Below are 20,727 nucleotides of genomic sequence, written 5' to 3'. Positions count from 1 at the left end.
TTCGGTCTGCCGGGGAAACCAGTTCCTTACGAGAGGATTTGGATGAACAGGCTCAAGCTCCTTGCCTTCGCGGTGCTTGCCGCACTCGGGCTTCTCGCTTCGCTGAACTCGGTCGCGACGGCCGACGTGGCGACAACGAAGACCAGTACAGCAGACGTTTCCGTGCAAGTAGTAAGGACGCTGTGCTACGCCAACGACGTCGACGTGCGTTACGTCCCTGGCGGCTCACCCACCGGACGACTCGTGTACCGCTACCAGACGGTCAACGTCGTCGACTACCGCGACGGGGTCTGGTGGCAGATCAACTCTCCGTATTCCGGGTACGTTCTCGCGCAGTACTTCTGCTGATCCGGTCGTTCGGCAGCGAATCCGCTTAGAGCCGAACGGAATTCTGATCGCGGCGGCGCAACTTCTACAGTCCTGATGAGGGATGCCTGAGCCGTGGCCACGCATATTCGCACGTCGCGCAGCGGCTACAAGGTAAGCGACGTCCTTGCGGTCCTACTGAACGGGACCGCAACCAAGGTGCCGCCGTTCTCAGTCGCAACATCGTGCATAGAGCCCGGCCGAACAGGCGGCCGGGCTCGCGGCTTAACGGTCGAACGTGATCTACAGCAGCGGTACATGCCTAGAACTCTTGGCCGTTGTGCATCATCCGTGCCATCTCGCGAAGGCTCTTGGTTTCTGGCCCCGGAGGATCACCCCCGCTCACGGCAGGCCGGTCACTGTGGCCGGTCAGCGCGTCGAGCGGACTGGCCAGCTGCTGTTCGGTCGGGTTGTGCCCGAACGCGGCGGCCACGGTCGCCCACAACAGGGTCACCCGCCGTTCCAGCGCGACGAGGAGGTAGTCCGTGCGTGGCCAGCCGGCCTGCGGCCCGGCCGTGCGCCATACCGCCGCGTCGTCGGGCAGGTGCTCGACCAGGGCGCAGACCCGCCGGAAGGACAATCGGCCCCGGTAGAGGTCGAGCAGATCCACCCCGTAGGCGAGGAAATCGACTTCCAGCGCGGCGGCCGTGGTCTCGTCGCCCACCAGGCGGGCGACCGTTAGGGATTTCCCCGGCCCAGCTCCTTCATCACCTGTGCGGAGAAGTCCTCGGCGTCGGCCGCCGTGGCGGCCGAGGTCCGGAATGTCGCGTACTGTTCGGCGCCGAGGATGAGCTTGAGCGCGGTCAGGTGCTTGCCGTCCTCCTCGGCTTCCAGGGCTTCCAGCGGCATCGCGGCGGGGGTGGGCAGTGTGAACCGCTTGCCCCGCCACATCACCGCTGGACCATGTGCGGTGGCGGGTTTGCGGGTTGCTTCGGCGCGTTGGCTGGTGCTCACTCGGGTTTCTCCTTTGCAGTTCGGGTGTCGTCTGCCGTGAGCGCGGGCGGGGTGGCCAGCACGGCGGGGTCGTCGGTAAGCCACACGCCCAGCATGGTGGACCCGCCGACGGGCGCGAGTGCCGCGAAGGTCATGCCCCACCGGTTTTCCTGGGCGCGGGACCACTGGGCGTCCTCGGTTTCCGAGACTTCCGCGCGGGGCAGGTAGAGCCGGTGGTGGTAGATCTCGGTGTCGCTGATGAAGTCCGTCCAGTCCACGCACAACGCGCGGACGTCGCTGCGGGGGACGCTGGAGATCTCGGCGCGGTACTTCTTGCTGCCCTGTGCGGTTTCGGTGAAGGTCATGCCGCCGAAATAGACGCCCAGCACAGCCGCTTTGGACTCCTGGAACGTCGAGGCCACGGTCAACTCTTGACCTTGGTAGATGTAGCGCGCCGGAGTGAGTTGCTGCCAATGCTCGGTGCCTTGCTTGTCCACCGACCGTCGCACGGTCACGCCGTCCGACGTGGACAGTCCAAGGCCGGTCCATGCGGCCGGTAGTGGGGTGGTGGCGTCTGTGGGTTCCGGGGTGCCTGCTTTGGCCAGGGAGATTTCGCCGGTTCCGGCGACACGCACAAGGGCACTGTTGAGTGCCATAAGACTGATGACCTCCAAAGGGGTGCATTCGGGAGGTCAGACCCCTGCGAGGAGGCATGAACCTCCCAGCGCGGACTAGGCAACGATCACAACACGCGCCGCTGCGGCCACGGCCAGGCGCGCGATAGTGTGATTCCCGCAGTGACCGCGGGCGGCAAATGTTCCGATCCCGGCCGTGACCATCGCGGTAATGGTCGGGGGTGAATGCGGGAAAGGGCTGCCGTGGACGACGCGGGAACAGAACTGAGATGGACCGTGGAACCGGGTGACACGGTCACGGTGGTGCACGTCCTCGGTGATATCGATCTCTCTACCGAACACGAGTTCGCCAAGGCTGTGCGGGACGGGCTGGACAGGCCGTCACCGGTCGTGGTGTTCGATCTGGCCGGGATTGCCTTTATGGGATCTGTCGGGCTGCGGGTGCTGATCGACGCCCATCACGAAGCGCACGAGGCCGGACGCGTGGTGCGGATTGTCGACGGGTCCGCGTTCGTGCGGCGCATCATGGAGGTGACCGGGCTCGGCGAGGTGCTCTCGGTACACCACACGCTGGACGAGGCCCGGTCCGCGTAGGTGGCGGCCGGTCGGCTCACGCGTACCGGGGAGGTGTCCGGGCGAGTACCGCAACCGTGGCGGTTGCCAGCGGTTTGTCCGTGTAGGGGTCGGTAGCGCTGATCGGCCCGGTGACGGGCTCGGCGGTCCACGGCTGGGATAGGGCTGGGTGACAGAGCAGGCCCAGGGCAAGCCCGGCGAGGGCTTTGCTGCTGTGCGGGGTGCGGTGCCAGCAGGTCAGCCGAATAACCACCCGCTGTACAGCGGGCCAGGCCCAGGTATGCCCGTCCTCGGCGACCAGCAGCCACGGCAGGGACGGCGGACCGCCGTTCACGCCGCGTCCGGTCTCGGTCGACACCTTCACCCCAGCGGCGACCGATTCGGGACGCCCGGACAGCAGCCGCCGCAACGCGCGCACCACCAGCTCGGTCACGTCGACCGGGACCGCCACGCTCACGGGTCGGCCTCGTCCAGGCCGTGCACGTCCAACCCGGCCGCTGTGGCGGCGCGCTTGAGCACCCCGTGGTGGGCCTCCATGCCGACCCCAGCCGGATGACGGATCGCGACCGTGGAACCGGCCCGGTTACGGCCGGGATCGCTGAACGCCTCGATCGGCAGGAGGTCGCCGGAGGTCACCCGGTGGCCTTGGGCGCGGGCAGCTTCGGCGACCTGTTCGGCGAGCTGGTGTACCGCTTCGGTGATCTCGGGCGAGGACAGGATCTCGGCGACCCCGGCCCGGTCGATCTCGACCCCGTCGAATGCTGACATGTCGTTATCCCTCCACGGTGGTCAGTGTGGCTTCGTAGTGGACGTGTCCGAACCGGGGCGACCAGCGCGCCGGTTCGCCGTTGACCTCCAGGACACGGCCGTTCCACTCGACCCGCTCCCGCGCACTGATGGGCTGGACGGTGAACAGCCGCCAGGACGTGGTGACCGGTACTCGACCGGGCTGCGGGTCTTCGGTCGAGGCGGCGGGTTGCAGCAGGCCCCACAGGGTGCGGCGGGGCGCGGCCGGGCCGTAGTCCAGGGCCGGGGTGGGGTTGTCGTACTCGTCGGTCTGTTCGGCCGGAGTGATCACGATCAGCCGGTGCGGCAACTGCATCAGCCATCACCTCCAGCCGGTGGTGTTGGTGGGACGGTCCAGATCGAGAACGCGCCCCGAGGCTCCGGAGGAGGCGCGCGGAGCAGATCCAGTTCGTCGTCCGTGAGGTACAGCCCGCCGCCCTCGTGCGCGGCCGTGCGGGAGTGACCGCCGATCGTCTCGGACTTGTTGCCATCCGCTGGGGACGCCAACGCCCGCAACACGGCCGTGCAGATCACGCCCACCGCCGTAGCCGGCGGCGGCTGCGGCAGATCCGGCACCTTCGAAAACGCGATCGCTGACGCATCCAAGATCAACACCGTGGCGCGGGCACGTTCGGCCTCGGTCAAGGGCTGTGGAGCACGGTCTTGGACATCGCTGACAGTCGCCAACGGGGCTGGTGAGGACATGTGACACCCCACGCGACCTGTCGGCTAAGCTCATGTCAGGATGCACGGATTGGCGTTAGAACGCCGACCGATGTTGGTGCCCGGAACGCCAACCCCTACTAGAGCATCACCATTTGCTTGGCGACAACTGAACACCACACAACGAACCAGATCGACGAGACCGGGACCGTCGGCGATGAATGGCGGTTGTGAATGGAGTTCTTGTCAGTGCTGGCGATACCGGCGGTTGCTGCTGTTCTCGGGGTCGTGGTGTGCTTCATTGTGGCGATGCCGGTCTGTCTCTACATCGCCAAGAAGCGCGGAGCCGAGGGGCTGCGGGCGTTCTCCGAGGTGATCCGTGCGTTCTGGGGCAAGAAGCGGTGACGGCTACTCGGCGTTGGCATCCTTGGCCGGACGGCCGCCTGCGGCGCGCACCCCCATATCCGATGGAAGCGCCTTCAACGCGTCGATGGTCGGCTTCGCGGTCACCTCCGCCTCACCATCCACAAAGGTCACGTCGAGGTCATGGACGACGAGTTGGGGGTAGCGGGTGCTGGTGAACTTCATCAGGCACCCCCGGTGGCGGTGGTGGTCAGTCCGGTGATCTTGCCGTGGGCGACTTCCGGGCCGTACTCCAGCGAGATTTCCCCGTAGATCTGGGCTTTGTCGGATGCGCCGGTTTTGCCGAGGGGTTCGGAGAACAGGAATCCGCGTCCGGGGGTTTCCAGCAGGACTGGGGCGCATTGGTCGAGGCTGGCGACCTGGACGGTGTCGGCGGGCATGTAGCGGTTGAGCATGATGCCCAGCCGTCCGAAGTCGGTTTCGATGGTGGTGACGGTGACGCCTGCGATGTTGCGGGATTCCTCGCGGTAGTTCTTCTTGGTGATGAACTCGTTGGTGAGCACGCGTTTCTGCCAGGCGTTGCACATCAGCGCGGCGGTCTCTGAGATCTGGATGCCGCCGTTCTCCCAGACCTTCTGCAACAGGTCGAGGACCATTCTCTCGGTCAGCGGCGCGGGTTGGGCGTTGGTGATGACGTTGGTCTTGGTGGCCTCGATGATGCCCTTGGTCTTGCGCACGGTGGAGTTGTCGGTGGGTTCCTGCATCTTGCCGACCAGGAAACCGACCTCGACGTCCCGGGCGATCTGTACCAGGGACTGTCGGGTCTGCCAGTCCATCTCGTTGCCGACCGCATTCGCGCCGCCGATGCTGGCAGCGTTGGGGTTGGGCGACCCGGTTCCGGCGAACATGGTCTGGGTGGCTTGGCGGGTGTAGGTGACGCCGACGGTTTCCTGGTGGATTTCCAGGACGTTGCGGTCCTGGCCCCGCACCCGGGATTCGGCGTTGGGGGCGTCGGCGCCTTCGGGGCGTTGGCGGTTGGGGTCGGGTGGGCGCAGGTCGTAGACGCTCCAGGTGTGCACGATCCCGTTGGCGCGTTTGCCGCCGGTGAGGCCGCCGATGGCGGACAGGAACGGGGTGTCGGTGGGGGTGAGGGCGAACAGTTCGCCGACGAAGTTGGGGCTGTTGTAGGTGTTGGCGATCGCGGCCACACCAGGCATAGGGACTCCTAACAGGACAAGGGAAACAGGGACGGGTTAGCGCTGTTGGCTGGCTTGCTGCGCCAGGCGCTGGTTCTTCAAGGAGATCGCGGTGGCCCAGTCGCCGTTCTTCTCGGCCTCGGCGATCTGTGTATCGATCCCAGCTGGGCCGTTGGTGCGGGCGCCCTGGGACAGGTCCGGCGCGGGTCGTCGCACACCCGGGGTGTCGGTGCGGGCCAGATGTGGACGTGCCAGCAGCACCGCCGCCAGGTCCGTAGTGATCGCTGCGGTGTCGATGACACCGTCGGGGGTGACGTATTTGTCGCGGTCGTCGAGGTAGCGCGGGGCGTCGGTCGGGTCGGCCCAGCCGGCCGCGGCTGCGCGGATCTCGGCGTCCACCGCCAGGCGCCGCAGCGTGGTGACCTGCTGTTCGGCGGCCTCGGCCCTGGCGACCGCTTTCTCGGTGTCCGACAGTTGCGCGGCCTGGTGGTCGTCGTACTTCGCGGCTTTGTCGGCGTGGTCGCGGGCGGTCTGCTCGGCGGTGGTCAGCCGGGTCTGGGTCTGCTCGTAGAGCGCTTTGTAGTCCACCGCAGACGGTTCACCGGTCGGCGCCGGATCGGCAGGCGGCGGGGTTGGCTGCTCGGGTGGCACGGTTGAGGACTGCGAGTGTGGGGCGGGAATCTGTTCGTCGGACACGGGTAACTGAAACCCCTTTCGTGGAGTGGGAGTGGCGGGTCAGCGCAGGTAGCCGAACCGGCGCAACAGCTCCGCCAGCTCGGTTTCGTCGCGTGCGGTGTTAACCAGTTGGGCTGCGGTCGGCCGGGCGGTGCGGGTGGAGCGGTAGCGGTCGCCGGGTGGGCGGGCCAGCTGACCCATCTGTCGGCCTGCGCCGCGCACGGTGGTGGAGTCGCGGGTGTACTCGTGTCCGCCCGCGACATACAGCGCACCCGGGCGGCGGGCGTTGACCACGCGGGAGATGTCCGCTCCGGCCCGGATCGCCGCCGCATCGTCCGCGCCGAACGCTTTGTTCTGTTGCGCGCGGGTCATCGCGGCGAACAGGGCACGAGGGTTGTTGTCCCGGTGGGACTCCCACTGTGTGCGGGTGACTGGTCGCATGCCGCAGTCACACTGCGGATGCCGGTCAAACCCGGTCGTGTACCGGTACAAGCGACCGGCCAGCAGGATGCACCGCCCGCAGGCCGGGAGGTGCACGGTCCGCTCGTAGCCCACGATCCGTGGGTCGGCCACTGAGGCGGCGGTGACTGCCAGCCGGGACGTGTCGCTGATCTCTGTGGTGGCGTATTTCAGGAGGCGGGATAGGCCCATCGTGCGGGCCTCGCTGGCGGGCACACCCACAGCGAGGGCACGGCGGTAGTGGCCGAAGGCGAGATCGAACAGCGCGGCCAGCGGCAGGCCGTTCGCCGCGTAGCCGGCGAATGCCCGAGCCACCACCACGGCCGCGACCGGGGCAGCTAGCAGGCCAGCGGCCAGCAGGACTGCCGCTACATACACCGGAGCCAGCGACGCTGTCTCCACCTGGGCTTGCTCCACTGCCGCGACCGTCTGGGGGCGGACCTGCTCGGTCCACGATCCCACCGGGTCGGCTGGGTCGAGTTCGGCCCACGCGGCTTGGGTCTGGTTGGCGGCCTGGCGCACCAGCTGCTGGTGCGCCAGGTAGAACTCGGCTTCCGCCTGGCCGGGGGCGGTCACGCGATCGAGCGCCCAGCGAGGGCGGGTTCACGGAACTGCACCCTCAGCGGACGCCCCGCCTGCCCGCGTTGGCGGGGCGCATCGTCGGTTGCGGGCTCAGTCGGGACGGGCTCGGGCGGGTCGGTGGGTTTCGGGCCATATTCGGCGGCCAGGTCACCGCCCGCGACCCGCGCGTAGGCTTCCTGGTCCTCGGCTTCCATGTCCCGGATCTGCGCATCCGAGTACCCCAACGCCCGGCGAGATGCCCGGCGCGGCAACAGCTTGTCCGCGCTGTAGAGCTTCACCACCCCATCGGCCTGAGCGGCAAATGTAGGCGTCGCGGCGTCCACCCACTGGGTTTCCACCCGTAACGCCTCATCCGGCACCCGACCGTCACGGACGTGCACAATTCGCTGTGCCACCTGGTTCCAACTGTCGCCGAAGGACCGCTGGCGGCGTTCTGCGCGTTTGATGTGGCGGGCCTCGGAGGAGCGGATGCCTTCCGCGCTGGCCGGGTTCTCCGTGGCATAGCCCAGAAAGTGCGGTGGTAGACCGGAGATCGAGGCCACCAGGCGGGCTAGGGCGTTGAGGGTGTTGTGGAAGTTCGACAGATCCGCTTCCGGGAACTGCCCGACCGCAACCCCGTCCTCTTTGGGCGACTTCGAGGATGCCCACAGCACACCCGCGACCGCTTCCCACGGCGTCAGCGCCCGGCCCTGTGCATCAACGAAGTCGTCCTTGTCGAACCCCAACGCGTACCGGCGCGGCATCGCGTGGAACTCCGCGGACACCATCATGTCGGTGGCGACTTTGTTCGCCGCGTCCGACAACGGCAGCACACTCGCCAGCTCGGACCGCCCCAGACGGGGAGGTGAGCTGCGGCGTCGGCGGATGCGCGGCCGGTTGATCAAGGGTACGACCGGGACCACGCCCATGCCGTGTTCGTCGCGGTCGGTCTCCTCCCACACCGCGCCGCCGTTGTCCGAGCTGTACCAGATCGTCTCGTCCGGTAGGTACAACGTGGCCCAGGCTTCCGAGAGGTCGCCGTCGCCGTCTTCGGCGTACTGCCGCTTGAGCGCTGCACGTACCTCACGGGTGCGCGGGTCGATATCCACGTGCACGTCGAACGGGGACTCGACCGTCACCAGCGGCATCGACGGCCGCTTCTCGTTGGTGCCAACGATGGCGAACGATCGACCGAGTACGAGCGCATCGATGTGGGCTTGTTCGGAGTGCAGGCCGAGCCGGTTGGCCTGCCAGATCTGCCACAACTCCCGGTCGGCCGCCTGCTCACCACCCAACCGGAACCCGGTGATGTCCAGCCGCTCGTCCAGGCTGTCCACTACCAACTCTGGCCAGTTGATCACTACCTGGCGGACGCGGTTGTCCAAGCGCCGCAACAACTCCGGATGCATGTAGGACAGCGGCTGTTCGCCTTCGTAGTAAGCGTCCAGCAGTTCCAGGTGCGGCAACTGCGCGTCGTGTTGGCGAGTGATGCGAGTGATCCACTGGGCTGGTGAGAGGTCGAGCGAGCTAAGCGCCACGAGTGCTCACCCCCGAGAACGGCAGTCAATCTCACGATGGCGCGTCCCGCGCCTCTACGGTGCTGACATGCAGTCAGGTCAAGTGTCCGTCTGGGTTCCGGTTGTTGTTGCGCTTCTGGCAGGCGTATTCGGTGTGGTCGGCGTCGTCATTGGTCAAATACTTAATGCTCGTCGCGAACGGACGCGAGAGGATGTCCGTTGGGAACGCGACCGTGAACAGCGAGAATTGGATCGCGTACACGACTACCGCAAGCACTGGCTGGACCAGCGAATCACGTTCTACAGCGAGCTTCTCGCTGAATGCGAAGCGTGGATGGAGTACATCACGCGCTTTCGTCGTCGACCCAAAGGAACCGTTGAACCGCAGTCAGATGATTTGGAGAAGCTGAAAGCCTTTGAGCTCAAACTGCGTCAACAGGAAGCGAAGTCCAAGCTCATAGGGTCTGATCTGATGGAACTGGCTATCATGAATTTCACGGTTTCGGTATATATGGCAAATGCCTACTTCTTGGAGCCAGAGATGCCTAATGAAGATCTCAACAAGTGGATCGATCTTGCGAGAGACCAGCTAAAGGAAGTCGTTCGGGTCTTCCGGCGTGACGTCGGCCTGGCTGTAGTGGATGGTGACGGGCAGCCAGATTCGTATAGGCGCCTTCCTCGTCAGATCAAACGAAGAGAAGGAAGTTCGAGCAGAAAGATGGCTAGCCCATCACCACCATCCGAGAAGACTTCTTCACCTTAGACCCGCGCAATCGCCATCCAGAGAACGCCATGGAGGCCGTGGGGACAGCGTCGATGCGCTTGCTGGTCTTGCGGCGTTCCGGCTTGTCGGGCCGAATTAGGTCCGGCTCGCCGGGCGGATGGCGGACTTCGACGGAGTCGAAGCAGAACTCGGCGACGGGATTGCCGTGGTGTGACCAGGCGCGGGAGCGGGTGAGGGTCATGAGTTCGGTCATGCCGTGGGTCATGCCTTTGTAGGTCTGCGGGACCGGGTACATCGATACGCCGGTTCGGCGTTCGAGGCGTTGCCGGACGGGTTCGCCGGACCATTCGTCATACGAGATGTCCGCAACGCGCAGCAGGCCGGTGTCGGTGGTGATGTCGTCCTCGATCACCTCGTAGTCGATGACTTCGCCGTCGGTGACGGTGATCCAGCCTTGCTCGGCCCACCGGGACACGCGGTTGTCGGTGCGTTCGTCCAGGAACGCGACTCCGGCTTCGGGTAGCCAGAACCGCCACAGTGCGGATGCGTGTCCGTCGATTCCGTCGGGCACGATCAGGCACCACGCGGTCAGGTCCAGTTTGGACGCCAGGTCGAGCCCGCCCCACGCCGGACGGCGAACCAACTGGTCCCGCAACCGCTCCGGCGCATTGGCGGTGGTGCCGGTGCAGGCGAGGTAGAGGTGCATTGGCATCCACCGTGTGACCTGCGAAACCCACTGGTTGAGCCGGTACTGGCGGAACGCGTTCTCTTTCGCCGGGTCGTTGCGGGCTTCCAGGGCTTCTTCCCGTAGTGCGGCCAGGGAGAGGAAGTCGCCGAGGGCGGGGTTGGAGTGGTACCAGTTCGCTTCGTCCCACGGGTCGGCGTCCTCGGGCAGGTTGCGCAGGTAGACGAACCGGTGTGGCGCCCGGTCGGGGTCGTCGGTGATTTTGACGCACTCGTCATGCTCGGCTTTGGCGAAGCTGGACGGGTCGTCGCCCGCGGTGGTGGCCGCCAGTAGCAACGGTTCGAGGCGGGTGCCCATGCCGGTGCGCATGGCGTTCCAGAAGTCCCCGTTGGGCTGGGTCAACACCTCGTCGAAGATCACGCACGACGGGTTGGAACCGAGGTTGCCCAGCGCGTCGGACGGCACAACTTGGTAGACGCTGTTGGTCTTCTCGTCCACGATCCGCGCGGCATGCTCGATCACCCGCAGCCGGCGGGCCAGCACCGGCGACAGCGCGACCATTCGGGCCGCGACCTTGAACACGAGCTTGGCCTGATCGAGGTCGCGGGCGCAACCGTAGACCTCCGCAGACTCCACCCCGTCGCCGCACAGCATGTACAGCGCGACGAACGCCAGGATCTCGGACTTGCCGTTCTTCCTGGCCAGCTCGATCCAGCCGATGCGGAACCGGCGCACATAGCACTCGGCCTCATCGTCCCAACGGACCTCGCCGAACAGCGGCCGGACGATGTCCTCGCGCTGCCACTTCGAGAGGATGAACGGTTTGCGTGCCCACCGGTCTTTGGTGTGGACACAGATCTCTTGGCAGAACGCCACCGCGTGATCGGCCCGCGGGGCACAGAAGTGGGTACCGCGCTTGCGGCACACCCGGCCGTCGAACGTCCGCCCACACACTGGCAGGGAGGGTTGTTTCGGCGGCCGGGTCGAGCGCCGGGAGGTCTTAGGAGAGGAGCCGTTCCGCGCCGCCGGTCGCGCCATCGGCCACCTCGGTCTTGATCCCCTGGCGGTCCGACGGCGTGAGCCCGAAACGCGCGGCGAACTGAAGGAACGTCCGCTCGGCCTCGGCCTGCACTTGAAGCGCGGGGTTCTTCATCAACCCCGACCCGCCCTGCACCAGCAGCGCCGAGCCGTTCACTAACTGGGTCGCCGACTTGTACCGGGCCAGGGCCTCACACACCACCAGGAACGCGTCCACGTCCCATGCGGTCAGCACTCCGCGCTCGATCAGGCCGGGCGCCAAACGGTCCCAGATCGACTGCGCGGCATCGGATGCCCAGTCGGGGCAAGCGATGTCCTGAGTTGGTGGGACCGGCTCGGTGTCGTTGATCCGGTCGTTGCGGTCGCCGTGCAGGATGCGCAGGCTGGTCGGTTTGGGCGCGGGTCCGCGTTTGCCCACGTCGACCACCCCCGGACGTGTACTCGAACGCCGCTGAGTGAGTGGTGGTGGACGCGGTGTTAGCATGCCTGCGTTGAGAGATGCTGTTTCTCACCGTGTGTCCGAGGGAACCGCCAAGGTCTCGGACGAGGTCCCGCACCCTACATCTCGGGGCTTCGGCGGTGCGTTGCGCAGGGATGGTGTCTCGGACTGAACTTCGCAGTACCGGGTTGACCGCACACAGTCCGGTGAAGGTAAGGACTCAACACAGCGCATATCGACGTGATCGCCGTGGCGGCGCAGCCGGGCGGATGACGAGCCGAGGTATGCCGTGATGTGGGTGTCGATCGCCGTTCTGGTTACCGTAGTGGTCTGTGTTGGCTTGTTCGTGTGGCTGATCAAGGACGGCCCCTTCCGGCGTGTGAAGGTCCGGGCCAAGGCTTGGAAGCTGTTGGATGTCGAGGTCGAGTTGGATCGGAACGAGCCGGATCCCCAGTAGCGGACCACGTTTCACAGTCTTCGCGCCCTGACATGCGGTCGTGCTCGGGTCAGCTGCCCGAGCTGCGGCCACGGCCGGAACTCGCGGACCGGCGGCTGAACGCCCGGCGGACGCCCGCGACCAGCCGGCCGAAACGCTGGCGCATAGTCGATCACTCCTTCCTTGTGTCGGTGCTGGGCATGGGGATGTCCAGCACGCGGGCGACGGCGTAGCCGTCGAGGTACTTGTCACCGACCGCCATCAAACCGGCCGCCTTCAGGAACGCTTCCTTGTCCTCGCGGGACTTGAAGCACAGGACGAACCAGTACTCGGAGTCGGTGGCCAGCCGGAACCGTTCGTCTTCCCGCTTGGTGCGGTCCCGGAACCCCTGCTGCACCGCGTCCAACTCAGCGGCCGAGTCGGTCGCCAGGTCGCCGGTGTACTCAACATCGGCCAGCGGGTCCGGTTCGGGTTCGGCGTTGAGCTGGGCCAGCAACTCCGCTTGCGAGGTCGGCCCGCTCATCACGGCGGCGGCCTGCAGCTGTGCCAGCAGGTCGTTGTTCGGGTCTGTGTCGCTGGCCGGGTCATCCGGTGAGGCCACGGCGGAACACCTCCAAGTCGGCGAGCGGGAACCAGTCCAAGATCCGCTGATAGTCGGCGGGGGCGTGCTGGCGGATCGGGTCGAGGAACCGGAAATCGATGCCGTCGAAGGACCGGCCGAACCACTCGTATTCCGGTGGCAACGGGCAGTTATGCCGCTTCAACGAGTCGCGCACGTCGGCGATGCGCCAGTCCCACACGATGGAGACCTTCTTGAGGTGTTCGCGAATGGGGCCGTGGGTGACCATCGCCATCCGCCGGTTCGGGGAGTCCGCGGCTCGGACTCCGTCGGCGTTCCACGCCTCTGGCATGTCGAGGTCTTCGCGCAGTGCGTCGGCCAGTTCTTCGTAGGTGGGTTCGGGGAACTGGGCGGCTTCGATGATCGCGAGCCGTTCGGGCGGTTGGAACAGGAACGCGTTGAGCCACCGGTACAGCGTCGGGTGCGGCAGGTTGATGATCGGCGTGTGGAAGAAGTCCTCGTAGAACTTCAGGGAGTCCTCGACGAACTTCAAGTCGGGCACGAGGTACAGGTGGTACGGGATGACCTCGATGCCTGCCTCTTGCATCGCCAACCACGCGGCCAGGCTGTCCTTGCCCCGGGAGAAGCCGAGCAAAACCGGTTTCCCCTCGGCGGCCAGCTGGGCGCGGATCTCGGCGGAGGGTGTGATCCCGTCAATGGTGATCGGCACGGCGCACCTCCCGCCGTGCTCGAACCGAGTTCGGATGATCGAACCTGGTTAGGATCAGGGTATGTCCGATCCGATCGCTGAGATGGAGCAGGAACGCGCGGCCGTGCTGGCCGAGCTGGGCCAGGCCGCCGAGCAGGCCGCCGCGTGGGAGGCGGAGCGGAATCGGTTGGCGGTCAAGGCAAAGGCTCTCGGCGCGAGCAACATCATCATCGGTGAGGTGATGGGCTACAGCGATGTCGGGGCGGCCAAGCTGATCCAGCGGGAACGCGGCACAGCCAGCGTGGAGTGAGCGCTTGCGGAAACTTGGCGGGACCTGTCCGGGCCTCACCGGCTTGTGCCTGTTGGAGCGGCTGAGGGGTCCCTCCCCTGGGGTGCGTGGCAGTCCGGTCGGCCGGTCCGCTTCGGCTGGCGTTGGTGCCTGCATGGCCTTGGCCTTGAGAGCGGCGGTCACGGTGTGTTCCATCCTCCCTGTGTCCTGGGGTCCCGGGCGGTCACCCGGGCATGACACGGGGCACACAGGCCACGGCCATGGGCAGGGTCATCAGGGTCAAGCTCTTGTGCCACAAGCTGTTTACGGGTGAGCGGCCAATGGTCGGCTACAGTGGACGGTTGGTTACACGGCATGCCGGAGTGGTCCGGGCAGTCGGTGAGGTCACAGCGGCAGGTCCGGTCACTGGCACGGGACAGGACACCGGGTCGGAAACGCGTGCGGTGCGGGCCGGTGTAGCCACGCTGGGCGCTCGTACCGTGCGCGAGTCGGGCACGGGAGCGGCATTCACGGCAGTGGCCACCGGTCGGTGTGAGGTTTTCGCACCCTGGGCGGGTGCAGGGGCGGGCGGCACGGGCAGGCATCGCGACACCACCCTGGGCGGGCATGGGCAGTGCCCCCACACCCGGGGTGTGGGGGCACTGATGAGAGAGGGTCACCGGCGGTTGGCTGTCCACTGTGCGGGCAGCTTGCCTGGGTGGGTGATGATCCACCGGTCCAGCCCGGCTACCAGTTCCACCAGCTTGCCCCGCTGCTCGCGGAAAGCCGTCTCACAGGACCGGATCTCTTCCAGAACTTCGGCAGGGTCGGTCACCATGGCGGCTACTCCGAAGTGGAACGGGGCTTCCAACGGGTAGTTGTCCGGCATGGTCCACTGATCGGGCAGAAAGCCACCCCGGGTGAGCCACTGGTCCAGGCTGTCCACCAGGTCCACTAGTTGGCGGGTCGGTGCGGTCCCCTGCTGGTAGTCGGCAATGATGGCCCGGATTTCGGCCAGTGCGGCTGTCGGGTCCATGGTTCAGGCCACCTGAAACAGGGTGAATGCCTGCTCTTTGGTGTCCAGGGACTTGCCAAACAGGGCCCTCTCGGCACGGATACGGGCGGCATTGTCGGTGTCCCGGACCGGGGCGAAGTGGTCCAGGTACTCTACTACGGTTTGGTAGCCCGACCAGTGCGTGCCCTTGGCCCGCTTGCCTTTGATGTTCTCATTGGTCTCACCCTTGAAGATGGACATCAGGGTGGAGGTCAGCTGGTCGTCGCGTTCCTTGACGCCGTTGTTGGCGTCCTCGTCCGGCTTGGGCCAGATCTCCCGGCACAGCTTCTCGAACTCCCGGATGGCCAGATCCTCATTGATCATCTTCTCGGCCTGCTCGGCAAAGGCATCCCGGTAGTCAAAGGAGATCTTGAGGGCTTGCCGGGCCTCATAGATCCTTTGCGGAGCATTCGGGGAGTGGCGGACGGTCCAGCGGGACCGGAAGTTGCCCAGTGCGGCGGCTTGGGTGTTGGCACAGACCACCCGGACCGGAGTAACCAGGAACTCACTGGACTTACCGGGCCGGAAGTAGTTCAGCCCGGCCAGGTTCAGCTCCACCGCGTCCACACCACCCACCAGGATGCCTTTGGGCATACGGGCGGTAATGAAGGTGTCCAGGCCACCCTTGATAGATCCAGCAGTGTCCACAATGGCCCCGGACTCATCCAGGATGGCTTGCAGGGTCGCCCCCATCTCCTCATTGGAGATCGGGGTGTAGTCCAGGCCACCCACACTCAGCACCTCAGGCATGCCAGTCATGGGATGGTCACGGACCACCGCCCGGTGAAACGGAACCTCGACCGGGATGGACGTGTCGTGCTCATCCACGATCCGGTCGCTGTCCTCGCCGTCGTGATCCCCGGTGACACACAGGTCATCATGGATCTCACCCAGCGGGCGGGCACACTCGGAGCACTTGCCATTCGGCACGGCGGCCACCAGGGGCTCCATCCGGACATTCCAGTTGTCCAGCTTGCCCAGCTTCAAAGCTTCGGTCACGGTCATCGGGCCGGATGCCACGGTGCCCAGACGGTGCCAGCCGGGGGTATTGGCGGACACAAAAGCGGCTGTGCCATCGGCAAAGATTTCAATCTCATGAGCCATGAGAACAGTTCCCTACATGCGGCACAGACCCTCTCGGGAGCTGTGCGGTTGGTTTTGTCGGCACCCATGACATTACCGGGTTTCGGGTGTCGGTCAACCAAATAGGGAAACTGGGGAGAAAGTGAGTACGAATGGCTTAGCGTGGCATTTCTGAAGGCCTGACGATCAATCGTAAACATGAAGAAGGGGTCTGCGGTGCACCGCAGACCCCTTCCTGTCCCTCGATTATTGTTTGCCGACAAAACCGTGGGAACGGCTCTTATCCTGCCGTACCTCGTCGGCCTGTGTCGAGGGCTGATCGGACGCAGCGTCATTGTCGCGTGCGTGCGGGCATGGAAGACCCGACGGCGGCCGGGTAGCGCGACCGCCGCCGGGCCGGTCGGGGCTAGCGGCCTGTGACGGCCCGCCAGATCGCTTGGAACTCGCGTTCGTCGCGGTGGTGACGGATGCCGAAGTACCACTCGCGAATGCGGGCGCGGCCGGCATCGGTGAGCTGGTAGGCGATCAGCTCCTCCTCGGGGGCGACCACCAAACCCATCCCGATCACGCGGTCGACCGCGTCGGGAAGGGCAAGGTCGCGCAGACACCACTCCTGATTCATGCCGGTGGCCAGCAGCCATAGCACGCGGTATACCGCCACGTCGTTACACAGTGCCGCGATCAGTTCGAAGCGCACTGATTCCACCGCGTCGTCACCATGCTGATCAGGTGCCAGATGATGGCGGCCTGTCGGGTCGCCGCGTTCGTTCACGCTGCTTCCCCAGCCTGGGTGGTGTCGCTGGACGCCGGGTTATCCGACTCGGTGGGCAGGGGCGGGCAGCCGCCGACGCGCTGGCCGGAGATCGGCGAGCCAACCCATTCGGCCGGTGGATGTATTACGGCCCAGCTGCCTGACTCGCCGCGGAAGAGGTACCCGCGCCGAGGCGGCACGATCTGCCCGCAGATGTCACACGGCGCCGCGATCTTGTTGAGCCGTGGCGTTTTGCGGCGGTTCACCAGCTCATCACCTCGCGCCACAGTGACTGGAACCACGGGTCCCGCGCGTAGGGGGCGATCTTCTCTTTCCAGTGCCACCACACGTAGAGGCCGTCGCGGGTCAATGCGGGGCGTGCTCCGGCGATCCAGCCGTGACGCCGGGCTTGTGCGATGGCGTCTTCGGTGGTCCGGTCGTTGATCAATGCCTTGCCGAGGTCGAGGTAGGTCAGGTACAGCACGCGCATCACGTCGCGGTCGCGCGACAGTTCGGCGTGCAGGGCCTTCATTTGCTCCTCGCGCTGCTCGAACGCGTTGGCGTATCGGTCAAACGCCTCTTCGGGCGAGAGCGCGGATGGACTAGCATCAGACACGTCGGGTGTCCTTTCGGAGTTGAGTTTTGGGACCTGCTCCGTAGGGCACCGGGCCGCCGCCCTGGGGCTGTGTCAGCAGCCGCCAGGGCTTCTTCCTGCCCAGTGCGAACCACTTCTTTCGGCCTGGTGTCCGGGCAGGCAGAGCCCACCCACCCGGACACCGGCCAGCCATAAGGGAAGCTAGAGACCGGGATAGCGGCACAAGTGCCGGTGAGGGGTCACGGTCACGGGGTCTCTGAACCCCATGTGGGCGGCAAATCGGGGTGTCAGCAGATGCACCTGACAGAGCCTGAACCGGACCCATTGCGGGTTTCGAATGTCGATCCAGCTGAACTGCTCGACAAAGTCGGAGAACAGTTCACACAGTCTCACAATCTCAGCCGGATCGGGGTTTTCCCCGACTGCCCCGACGACCTTCAGCGACACGTGGTCACTGGGATAGATGGTGAAGTAGTAATGATAGTCGGCCATGCCCTTCAGGTGTTCGATCATCACCTGGCATAGCTCCGGCATTGTGGACACGTCACTGGTCTCGAAACACATGGAGCCAAAGAATCTGGTGTCTGGAGATGCGGTGATTCTGACGGCACACCCGTCACGTCTACGCATAGGGTGGGAACCTTTCAATGATGTCCGGTCCGGATGTGTCAGCATCCGGGCCGGATATGTTCTTGCATCACTAATGGTTCCCTATTTCGGATTGTCATTCAAGTGATCCGGTGGTTTTAATGGTCACATTCCATCATTCTCTTTCGTGTCCCTATTCGAGTAGTTGGGACAATTTCGCGCAGGCCGTCGGCGACGCGAGAATGAGGAATGGAAACACGATATGGGGAGGGGTGGGTGGCCGTCGCCTGCCCGCCGCTCCCATGACGAAGCCCCGCGAACCAAGGGGGAGGGGTTCGCGGGGCTTCGAAGGCTTATGCTGATTCTAGGCACACGTGTGCTAAGCCCGACCAGTATGCGTGTCAGGTGATCGCGGCGTCAACCGAGAATCGCCGTCACGGGATGTGTCGCCAGTCACAGCGAGCGTGTCCTGGGTGAGTTGCCGGTCGAGGGTGGCGGCCAGCTGTGCCCAGATCTCCAGGCCCCAGATCTGCCCGCAGTTCGCACACACGGCTTCGATCCGGTCAGGATCGATCGCCAGGGCGGGGCGGCGGACGAAGTCGCTTTCCTCGTCCGACCAGACCAGCACAGTATCCACGTCACACACCGGGCATGCCTTGCCACGCAACACAAACCGAGGCGGCGGGTTGAGCAGCAGCCGGGCTTGCGTAACCCAGCGGGCCGCGCGGTCGGCCGCCCACACTACGTACTCGGGATAGGAGTGCTGCCAATCCGCAGCATGCGCTACCCAGGCGCGGACCTGATCGGGGATCGTCTCGAACGCCTCGTGATCGTGCGAGCGGCAGCAGGCGCGGACTTCTGTGGCGATCTCGGCCAGCAATGCCAACGCGTTGAGCGAGGCTGGCGGTTTCGATCCGCCGCCGTAGCCGCCGGTGTTCTCCATGCCGGGCATGACCGCTTCGTCGACTTGGTCGAGCAGGCATAGCACCTCGGCGATCTCCTCGGTCCCGTCCTCACGGCGGATGCGTTCCTGGCCTGGCTGCACCAGTTGGTCGACCGCGACCTCCCACGCCAGGCGGGCGTGGGAGGCTTCGTCCGGGCTGGGGACAACGTTGGGGACAACCGGCTCGTCGCTGTGGATGGTGGTGTCGGTGTAGGTCATCGGGTCGTCTCCGAGGTTTGTCCGGCCGTGAGCCGGGAGGGATGCATCAGGGTTTTCCGATCGCGCGGTTCGTGGTGCCCGGCGCGGTTGCGCGACAGCGGCCCGCACAACTCACCGGGCGCGGCGTGGCAGAACGGGCACCGCCACATACGAGCGGCGTCCACAGTGGAGTCACGGTGCCAGCCCATCGCCGCGTAGACGGCCTGGATGCCGCGCCACCCGGCCTTGCGGTGCCGGTCGCGTTGGGCTTGCCGTTGCCAGCCCGGCAAGCTGGTCACCGTGGCCGTCGGAGTCCCCGTGCCCGGAGACTCCATGGCAGTGCGGGTGGTGCGGTCGCGGGCGTTGTCGATCGACCCGGCGATGACCGACGGCGTGGCCGTGCGCGCCATGGGTCCCATGGCGAGGACCGCGGCTTCGCACTCACCCAAGCTGTAGCCCTGCAAGCGATCCAGCCACGCGCCCACGATCGCGTCCGGTGGCGGTCCAGCGTCGGGCGGGCGCACTCCGCGCAACAGGACGATCACCTCGTCCCGGCTGATCGACGGCGCGGTCATGACCCGCTGCCCGCGACCGCGAGGGCCAGGGCGCGTTGTCCGGCCTCGCGCATCAGCTCGCCGAGTTCGGCCGGCGTGGTGTGGGCGGGCAGCTCGGCGCGCACGGCCTCGCCGATCACCGACCGGTCATCCGCGCTGATCTTGTCGGCCCGGACGCGTTCGAACATGGCCACTGTGGCCAGGTCCTGGGTCAATGCGGCTGGGCTGGTGTGGGTCAGGTGGGCGCGCATGTGCTCGGCCACCAGCTCGGGCAGCATCGTCGTCGCGAGCGTCTTGGAAGCCCAGATTCGCAATCCGGCGGCGATGATCGCTGGTTCGAGGCCCTCGGCCAGCAGGCCGATCACCTCACCGCGCAACCGGTCCAGCACCCGGCGCGGCTGCTCAGGGGTGTGTACCAGGACCAGCCGCTCTGCCTCGGCCCGGCGCGCCTGGCGGACCGACCCGCTACCGGTGTCGGGATCGTGCCCTGGCTCGTCGTGGTGATCGGTGGGCGTGCCGTCGAGGTGCGCGGCGGGTAGTGGGGCTTGCTCGCGTGCGGACGCGCTTACGCGTGTGTGCACGGGCGCAGGCGCGGGGACACCCACTTTCTCGAAACCCAAGGTAGGACAAGCAACTACCTTCTCCCTCTCCCAACTCCCTTCTCCCTGAGCCTGCCCGGAAGGATCGCGCGAAGGGTGCCCGACAGGGTCGACCGAAGGGTCCTCGCAAGGGTTCTCAGCAGGGGGCACGCCCATATCGAGCGGAGCCGGTTCGGTTGCGGGCGCGTCGACACGGCCGGGCTCAACGGCCTCCGGCTTGGCCGGGGCTTCAGGCTCGGGGGTCGGGATGGTCGGCGGTGGCGTGGCCCGCCGGGCGCGGCGGTCGGCGAAGGCGGCTTTCACCGCCGTGGGCTGCTCGCGTAGTCCTGCCTCCAGCGCGACCGCCGCGACTGCGGGTGCCTGCCCGGTCACCTCCACGGGCAGGCGGCGCAGCTCGACCGCCAGCGCGGCCCGCAGGATCGGCGACTCGATGTCGAATGCGGCCCGCAGCGCCGCCGCGAGTACCTGGGGCTGCTTGTACAACTCGTCATTACGGATGAAGGTCCGGATCAGCACCTCTTCGGTGTCCTGGTCGACCACCACGAACCGCTTGTTGTCCAGTTCGGACAGTGCGGCGCGCAGCTGGTCCAACGGCACGCCAGGGTGAGCCCGTGCCCACCGCTTCACCGATAGGTCCAGCAGACCGGCATAGGTCAGCCGCTTCTGCGACAACAGTTGCAGGTACAGCAGCTTCGCCATGGGCGATAAGGCTTTCCAGTCCTCGTCATCGGTCCAGATGTGCACGTACAGACGGGCGTGGTCACGCGCCACGAGAAT

The 20,727-nt window shown here is 66.0% G+C and carries 30 protein-coding genes; 5 read left to right on the top strand and 25 right to left on the bottom strand.

Going from position 1 to position 20,727, the window contains the following annotated elements:
* Positions 1 to 42 precede the first annotated feature (42 nt).
* Entirely contained in the window at positions 43 to 348 is a 306-nt protein-coding gene (locus JOF56_RS04320) for a hypothetical protein (protein ID WP_209634711.1), read from the top strand.
* A gap of 280 nt (positions 349 to 628) precedes the next feature.
* On the opposite strand, the gene JOF56_RS04315 is transcribed toward JOF56_RS04320, so the two are convergent.
* The 3 genes from JOF56_RS04315 to JOF56_RS04305 are packed head-to-tail and all read right to left on the bottom strand — an operon-like array spanning position 629 to position 1,955.
* On the bottom strand, positions 629 to 1,030 hold the full coding sequence (locus JOF56_RS04315; protein WP_209634709.1) for a hypothetical protein: 402 nt from the start codon (positions 1,028 to 1,030) through the stop codon (positions 629 to 631).
* 14 nt (positions 1,031 to 1,044) lie between these two features.
* A complete protein-coding gene (locus tag JOF56_RS04310) occupies positions 1,045 to 1,320 on the bottom strand; it encodes a hypothetical protein (protein ID WP_209634708.1) in 276 nt (91 codons plus the stop codon).
* A complete protein-coding gene (locus JOF56_RS04305; protein ID WP_209634705.1) occupies positions 1,317 to 1,955 on the bottom strand; it encodes a phage tail tube protein in 639 nt (212 codons plus the stop codon). The genes JOF56_RS04310 and JOF56_RS04305 overlap by 4 nt, the downstream gene beginning before the upstream one ends.
* Positions 1,956 to 2,159: 204 nt before the next feature.
* Here JOF56_RS04305 and JOF56_RS04300 point away from each other — a divergent pair, with 204 nt between their 5' ends.
* Positions 2,160 to 2,528 (top strand): STAS domain-containing protein, encoded by a 369-nt coding sequence (locus tag JOF56_RS04300; protein ID WP_209634704.1) that lies wholly within the window; start codon positions 2,160 to 2,162, stop codon positions 2,526 to 2,528.
* Positions 2,529 to 2,544: 16 nt separating this feature from the next.
* Here JOF56_RS04300 and JOF56_RS04295 read toward each other — a convergent pair whose 3' ends face one another.
* Genes JOF56_RS04295 through JOF56_RS04280 form a run of 4 tightly spaced genes read right to left on the bottom strand, consistent with a single transcriptional unit; the run spans position 2,545 to position 3,998 of the window.
* The gene (locus JOF56_RS04295) at positions 2,545 to 2,964 is read right to left on the bottom strand and encodes a hypothetical protein (RefSeq protein ID WP_209634701.1); all 420 of its coding nucleotides are present in this window, start codon (positions 2,962 to 2,964) and stop codon (positions 2,545 to 2,547) included.
* On the bottom strand, positions 2,961 to 3,275 hold the full coding sequence (locus JOF56_RS04290) for a hypothetical protein (RefSeq protein WP_209634698.1): 315 nt from the start codon (positions 3,273 to 3,275) through the stop codon (positions 2,961 to 2,963). The genes JOF56_RS04295 and JOF56_RS04290 overlap by 4 nt, the downstream gene beginning before the upstream one ends.
* A 4-nt stretch (positions 3,276 to 3,279) precedes the next feature.
* The gene (locus tag JOF56_RS04285) at positions 3,280 to 3,609 is read right to left on the bottom strand and encodes a head-tail adaptor protein (protein ID WP_209634695.1); all 330 of its coding nucleotides are present in this window, start codon (positions 3,607 to 3,609) and stop codon (positions 3,280 to 3,282) included.
* Positions 3,609 to 3,998 (bottom strand): hypothetical protein, encoded by a 390-nt coding sequence (locus JOF56_RS04280; protein WP_209634692.1) that lies wholly within the window; start codon positions 3,996 to 3,998, stop codon positions 3,609 to 3,611. The genes JOF56_RS04285 and JOF56_RS04280 overlap by 1 nt, the downstream gene beginning before the upstream one ends.
* Positions 3,999 to 4,190: 192 nt before the next feature.
* On the opposite strand from JOF56_RS04280, the gene JOF56_RS04275 reads away from it, so the two are divergent.
* The gene (locus tag JOF56_RS04275) at positions 4,191 to 4,361 is read left to right on the top strand and encodes a hypothetical protein (RefSeq protein WP_209634690.1); all 171 of its coding nucleotides are present in this window, start codon (positions 4,191 to 4,193) and stop codon (positions 4,359 to 4,361) included.
* Positions 4,362 to 4,364: 3 nt separating this feature from the next.
* On the opposite strand, the gene JOF56_RS04270 is transcribed toward JOF56_RS04275, so the two are convergent.
* Genes JOF56_RS04270 through JOF56_RS04250 form a run of 5 tightly spaced genes read right to left on the bottom strand, consistent with a single transcriptional unit; the run spans position 4,365 to position 8,748 of the window.
* Positions 4,365 to 4,544, bottom strand: a complete 180-nt coding sequence (locus tag JOF56_RS04270; RefSeq protein WP_209634688.1) for a hypothetical protein — start codon at positions 4,542 to 4,544, stop codon at positions 4,365 to 4,367.
* Positions 4,544 to 5,536: an SU10 major capsid protein gene (locus JOF56_RS04265; RefSeq protein ID WP_209634685.1), complete on the bottom strand. Its 993-nt coding sequence runs from the start codon at positions 5,534 to 5,536 to the stop codon at positions 4,544 to 4,546. The genes JOF56_RS04270 and JOF56_RS04265 overlap by 1 nt, the downstream gene beginning before the upstream one ends.
* A 36-nt stretch (positions 5,537 to 5,572) precedes the next feature.
* On the bottom strand, positions 5,573 to 6,211 hold the full coding sequence (locus JOF56_RS04260) for a hypothetical protein (protein WP_209634683.1): 639 nt from the start codon (positions 6,209 to 6,211) through the stop codon (positions 5,573 to 5,575).
* Between the two features lie 39 nt (positions 6,212 to 6,250).
* Complete coding sequence (locus JOF56_RS04255; RefSeq protein ID WP_209634680.1) at positions 6,251 to 7,225, bottom strand: VG15 protein; 975 nt, start codon at positions 7,223 to 7,225, stop codon at positions 6,251 to 6,253.
* The gene (locus JOF56_RS04250; RefSeq protein WP_307854914.1) at positions 7,222 to 8,748 is read right to left on the bottom strand and encodes a phage portal protein; all 1,527 of its coding nucleotides are present in this window, start codon (positions 8,746 to 8,748) and stop codon (positions 7,222 to 7,224) included. The genes JOF56_RS04255 and JOF56_RS04250 overlap by 4 nt, the downstream gene beginning before the upstream one ends.
* A gap of 67 nt (positions 8,749 to 8,815) precedes the next feature.
* Here JOF56_RS04250 and JOF56_RS04245 point away from each other — a divergent pair, with 67 nt between their 5' ends.
* Positions 8,816 to 9,490, top strand: a complete 675-nt coding sequence (locus JOF56_RS04245) for a hypothetical protein (RefSeq protein WP_209634678.1) — start codon at positions 8,816 to 8,818, stop codon at positions 9,488 to 9,490.
* On the opposite strand, the gene JOF56_RS04240 is transcribed toward JOF56_RS04245, so the two are convergent.
* The 4 genes from JOF56_RS04240 to JOF56_RS04225 form a co-directional block, all read right to left on the bottom strand.
* A complete protein-coding gene (locus JOF56_RS04240; RefSeq protein WP_209634675.1) occupies positions 9,450 to 11,090 on the bottom strand; it encodes a terminase large subunit in 1,641 nt (546 codons plus the stop codon). The genes JOF56_RS04245 and JOF56_RS04240 overlap by 41 nt on opposite strands.
* A gap of 46 nt (positions 11,091 to 11,136) precedes the next feature.
* On the bottom strand, positions 11,137 to 11,601 hold the full coding sequence (locus tag JOF56_RS04235; RefSeq protein WP_307854913.1) for a phage terminase small subunit P27 family: 465 nt from the start codon (positions 11,599 to 11,601) through the stop codon (positions 11,137 to 11,139).
* A gap of 620 nt (positions 11,602 to 12,221) precedes the next feature.
* Entirely contained in the window at positions 12,222 to 12,650 is a 429-nt protein-coding gene (locus JOF56_RS04230; protein WP_307854912.1) for a hypothetical protein, read from the bottom strand.
* The gene (locus JOF56_RS04225; RefSeq protein ID WP_209634673.1) at positions 12,634 to 13,338 is read right to left on the bottom strand and encodes an adenine nucleotide alpha hydrolase family protein; all 705 of its coding nucleotides are present in this window, start codon (positions 13,336 to 13,338) and stop codon (positions 12,634 to 12,636) included. The genes JOF56_RS04230 and JOF56_RS04225 overlap by 17 nt, the downstream gene beginning before the upstream one ends.
* Positions 13,339 to 13,399: 61 nt before the next feature.
* Here JOF56_RS04225 and JOF56_RS04220 point away from each other — a divergent pair, with 61 nt between their 5' ends.
* On the top strand, positions 13,400 to 13,627 hold the full coding sequence (locus JOF56_RS04220; protein ID WP_209634670.1) for a hypothetical protein: 228 nt from the start codon (positions 13,400 to 13,402) through the stop codon (positions 13,625 to 13,627).
* Positions 13,628 to 14,261: 634 nt separating this feature from the next.
* Here the strand turns inward: JOF56_RS04220 and JOF56_RS04215 are convergent.
* From JOF56_RS04215 to JOF56_RS04175, 9 genes are all read right to left on the bottom strand, one after another.
* On the bottom strand, positions 14,262 to 14,621 hold the full coding sequence (locus tag JOF56_RS04215; protein WP_209634666.1) for a hypothetical protein: 360 nt from the start codon (positions 14,619 to 14,621) through the stop codon (positions 14,262 to 14,264).
* A gap of 3 nt (positions 14,622 to 14,624) precedes the next feature.
* Positions 14,625 to 15,743, bottom strand: coding sequence for a DUF932 domain-containing protein (locus JOF56_RS04210; protein WP_209634663.1), 1,119 nt, complete (start codon positions 15,741 to 15,743; stop codon positions 14,625 to 14,627).
* 385 nt (positions 15,744 to 16,128) lie between these two features.
* Positions 16,129 to 16,494, bottom strand: coding sequence for a hypothetical protein (locus JOF56_RS04205; RefSeq protein WP_209634660.1), 366 nt, complete (start codon positions 16,492 to 16,494; stop codon positions 16,129 to 16,131).
* Positions 16,491 to 16,739 carry a hypothetical protein gene (locus JOF56_RS04200; RefSeq protein WP_209634658.1) on the bottom strand — a complete coding sequence of 83 codons (249 nt, stop codon included), beginning with the start codon at positions 16,737 to 16,739 and terminating at the stop codon, positions 16,491 to 16,493. The genes JOF56_RS04205 and JOF56_RS04200 overlap by 4 nt, the downstream gene beginning before the upstream one ends.
* Positions 16,736 to 17,089 carry a hypothetical protein gene (locus JOF56_RS04195; protein WP_209634655.1) on the bottom strand — a complete coding sequence of 118 codons (354 nt, stop codon included), beginning with the start codon at positions 17,087 to 17,089 and terminating at the stop codon, positions 16,736 to 16,738. Before JOF56_RS04195 ends, JOF56_RS04200 begins: the two co-directional genes overlap by 4 nt.
* Before the next feature lie 180 nt (positions 17,090 to 17,269).
* Entirely contained in the window at positions 17,270 to 17,581 is a 312-nt protein-coding gene (locus tag JOF56_RS04190) for a hypothetical protein (RefSeq protein ID WP_209634653.1), read from the bottom strand.
* A gap of 454 nt (positions 17,582 to 18,035) precedes the next feature.
* Complete coding sequence (locus JOF56_RS04185) at positions 18,036 to 18,818, bottom strand: DUF7341 domain-containing protein (RefSeq protein WP_209634650.1); 783 nt, start codon at positions 18,816 to 18,818, stop codon at positions 18,036 to 18,038.
* Positions 18,815 to 19,372, bottom strand: a complete 558-nt coding sequence (locus JOF56_RS04180) for a zinc finger domain-containing protein (protein WP_209634649.1) — start codon at positions 19,370 to 19,372, stop codon at positions 18,815 to 18,817. Before JOF56_RS04180 ends, JOF56_RS04185 begins: the two co-directional genes overlap by 4 nt.
* Positions 19,369 to 20,721, bottom strand: a complete 1,353-nt coding sequence (locus tag JOF56_RS04175) for a hypothetical protein (protein ID WP_209634646.1) — start codon at positions 20,719 to 20,721, stop codon at positions 19,369 to 19,371. Before JOF56_RS04175 ends, JOF56_RS04180 begins: the two co-directional genes overlap by 4 nt.
* Between the last annotated feature and the right edge of the window lie 6 nt (positions 20,722 to 20,727).

Origin of the sequence: Kibdelosporangium banguiense, assembly GCF_017876405.1 — a bacterium.
Classification (GTDB): domain Bacteria; phylum Actinomycetota; class Actinomycetes; order Mycobacteriales; family Pseudonocardiaceae; genus Kibdelosporangium; species Kibdelosporangium banguiense.
The sequence above is the reverse complement of the archived record's forward strand: the minus strand, read 5'-3'. Positions and strand labels throughout refer to the sequence as shown.